Below are 3,434 nucleotides of genomic sequence, written 5' to 3' on the forward strand. Positions count from 1 at the left end.
ACAACCGCAAACAAAAAACTTTCAAAATTGATTAAAAGTCAACTCCAACAATGGATCGCCGGCTTACCTAGCTACCTCAAGGCTTACCTGTCGATTCCTAGCTGCGAAGTTTGAGTTATTAACCATTAGTCTATTGTCTCTAAGAAAATCATTGGTAGTCTTAGTTGAGAAATACATCAACCCATTTACTACTTTATAAGTCGGATACGTCATTGAATAATTATAGGTATCACTAATCTTATTTTTGACATCCAGCTTAATCGAGATTTATCTTTATTAAAGGTGAACGTTTTTTGATTGAAATTTTTGTTATTTGAACTCATAACAATCGTGGTTTTAGTATCTGTTCGTTTATAACCTAGAGCCGTAAAAAGAGAATTGAATTCAATAAAAATTTCACCATTTTGAAAATATAGTGGTTTGGAGAGGTTCACGGTCTTAGAATCCCGATACAATCTAATTTGCTTGTCGCTGGATACTGCTTTATCGTTGGGGATACTTTCTGAAAATACTGTGGCGGGAAATAAAACGGCGATAATTGTTAATATAAGTACTAATCTCTTCAAGCAATCAAACCTCCAGATGTTATAGATGTAAATAAGTGAGATTCATTATAATACAAAAGGCCTACATATTATAGTAAATAAATAGTTCTCACGGTAAATTTAAGGTATTACAAAATGATTCTGAAATGGTGGGTAGTTACACTCTTTCCAAAATAACGAATCGTGGAGAAACGGGCTGCGTAGACTATCAGATTTTGCGTACCGGATAAAGAATAGACCGCCTCAAGTGAGACGGTCTATTAGATTGGTCTTATGCGGTTTGAAAAAACCTGTGTAACGACGGATAGAGGGGAATCTCCTTTTTCCTGTCTAGATTTAGCTCGAGGTAAGATCGATCATAGCGTTGTGTTCCCCTGCAAGAGACAGGGTGTTCATCAAACGAATGAGCAACTGGTGGAAGTAGAAGCGCCCGGAATAGTAGTTTCAAGCTTGAATTTCGTAATTATCGTGTACATCTCATAGTTCAATTTAGAAATGATCAGAAAAAAGATCATCCCCTAAGAGGAATGACCTTTTTCTCTGTTCTTTGATGCATGCATCTGTGCGTTTCCGCCAGATACTTCCCCCTCTTTAACTGATCTTCTGGATCGACTCCAGATGCTCAACCAGTCTGTTCCAGGTATCTGTGATGCCTTCCAGCATGCCCATATCGAGCACCTGCTTCAAGCCTTCAGCCGTTGCATATTCGGCGGTGTTGATGACTTTGGTTCCGCCTTCGACTTCGATGAAGTTCAGTGTGCAGATTGTGGCCGGCATCGTTTCCGCAATATTACCCTCCGCATCGGAGAAATAGTCCGTATACACGATCTTCTCCGGCGCCTGGATCTCGCTGTATACACCCTTGCCCCAAGATTCCATACCGTAGAAATCACCCTGATTCTTGTCCTCGCATTTCATGCAATAATGCCACACGCCGCCGACTCGGAAATCAATGTTGCATACCGGAAGCGTCCAGCCTCTAGGTCCCCACCAATGCTTCAGATGCTCGGCTTGCGAGAAAGCCTGGAACACAAGCTCGCGAGGGGCATTGAATTCACGCTCCAGAATAAGCACCTTTTCCTCTACTTTGGATACCATTTGATTTGTCATTTTTAACTTCCTCCTCGAATTCATTAATTGGTCAAAATAGTCCATCACAGCGTTCACAAAACTCATCCATTATCCTAAGCTCAGTCTTGCTGCTCTTTCCTTTTTTCCATTCCCTGAAGCTTCTGCAAATAGTCATCCAGGCGGTCAAACCGCTCCTCCCAAATGACGCGGTAGCTCTCCAGCCAATCGTCCAACTCCCGGAAAGGGTCTGGTCGCAGCCTGTAGATCCGGCGGTTCGCGTCCACCTGGGCCTCCACGATGCCAGCCTCACTTAGAACACGTAAATGCTTGGATGCTTGAGGCTGGCGCAGTTGCAGCCGTTCGGCGATTTCCCCTACAGTGAGCGGACGTTCGCGTAAAAGCTCAACAATCTGCATGCGGTTAGGCTCTGCCAAGGCACTCATGACGTTAGTATTCATGGTCATCATCCGTTCTCTTGCTGTACTTATACGCGCCCTTCGTTAGTGTTGGGAGTTTGTATTTTCCTCTGAAACAAATATACCACAACGGGAATATTCCTGTAAAGGAATATTTTAAATGAATTTTGTTTTGTTATTTCACTACGAGCAGCTGCCGTAGCAAACTGCTCCTTGTTGTTCAACTATAATTCCCCGTTAGTTTTAACCTAGGGAGAATCACACTGTTTTAAGATTGTAACGGTGATCTAATTCATGTAACACGATAATACTCAAAGCCCCATATACCTTGATGGATAGTTCAGCTCTGCTCGAATCTGGCTTTGTCACATTGATTAAGGTGTTCGAAATGATAAAGGAAGCAAGAGGGGAAAAACCATGCTATAAGAATTAATGGCAGTTAAATACTCTATTACTGTAAACCTCTAAACAAGCTTACTTCATCCGCTTGTCAGAAAGGGACAACGTACAGAAAACTCTATTGAATTTTTGTTCAAGGCTCGATATATTTTTTCTCACTGTACTTAACAATCCAGCCATCCTCTGTATAAAGTTCGCCAGCATACCATGGAATATTTGATGGATTCCTAACTACAAGGGAATAGGTGTCCCCTGATGAAATATCATCCGCCATTTTGTATCTTAAAATTTCCAAATAGAACTTCGTAAAGAATACTGCATTTTTTCTTCGTTGAATATTCGATAAGTCGTTAAAACTATTTCTCCTGACAATTGATGTATTTCAAAATCACTCAATTTCATTTTTACAACACCAATACCATTTGTACCAAGTCCATCTTTTTTGCTCCAAACTCTTCCCGAACTTCCAAATTCGAAGAAATTATCAGCAAGTAAATTTGAGAGCTCTTCTTCCGAAGTGCGGATTTCTGGCTTTAATAACATACTTCAAGGTTCAACAATTCCTTCTTAAGTAAATCTATATTAATCTTTTATCCCACCATTCTACTATCGTTTCCCGTTAGTTCAACACGCTGGTGTCTGGTTTCTTATGATACATTATTAAATACAAACCAATGAGTACAACTAAAAATAAATGCAACGAATAAGGGATAATGCGTAATAACCTGTCATGAACATGTACTACATAGTCAAAAAGAAGCAAACTCAATGCCACCTGATAGACGAGGTTTCCAAGCAAAAGGTACTTAACTATCTTTCTGTTGACGATCCATTCTTTCGAACATAACGCCACCCCCATGTAAGATTGTACGAGAAACCATATATATAATGCTCCCATAGGTTGAGACACGGGAGGAAGAAAAATAAGTTATAATGAAGCAATGGAAAAACGGAACCGATATACCTCAGAGTTTAAGACGAAGGTTGTACTGGAGGTCCTCCG

General features: G+C 40.5%; 3 protein-coding genes. All 3 read right to left on the reverse strand.

The window, feature by feature from the left end:
• Window positions 1-1,136: 1,136 nt before the first annotated feature.
• Complete coding sequence (locus tag RCO25_RS34390) at window positions 1,137-1,655, reverse strand: SRPBCC family protein (protein ID WP_309000535.1); 519 nt, start codon at window positions 1,653-1,655, stop codon at window positions 1,137-1,139.
• An 80-nt stretch (window positions 1,656-1,735) separates the two neighbouring features.
• Window positions 1,736-2,074 (reverse strand): ArsR/SmtB family transcription factor, encoded by a 339-nt coding sequence (locus RCO25_RS34395; protein WP_309000536.1) that lies wholly within the window; start codon window positions 2,072-2,074, stop codon window positions 1,736-1,738.
• A 639-nt stretch (window positions 2,075-2,713) separates the two neighbouring features.
• On the reverse strand, window positions 2,714-2,974 hold the full coding sequence (locus RCO25_RS34400; protein ID WP_374992222.1) for a nuclear transport factor 2 family protein: 261 nt from the start codon (window positions 2,972-2,974) through the stop codon (window positions 2,714-2,716).
• Window positions 2,975-3,434: the final 460 nt, after the last annotated feature.

Origin of the sequence: Paenibacillus sp. LHD-38 (assembly GCF_031157315.1) — a bacterium.
GTDB lineage: Bacteria > Bacillota > Bacilli > Paenibacillales > Paenibacillaceae > Pristimantibacillus.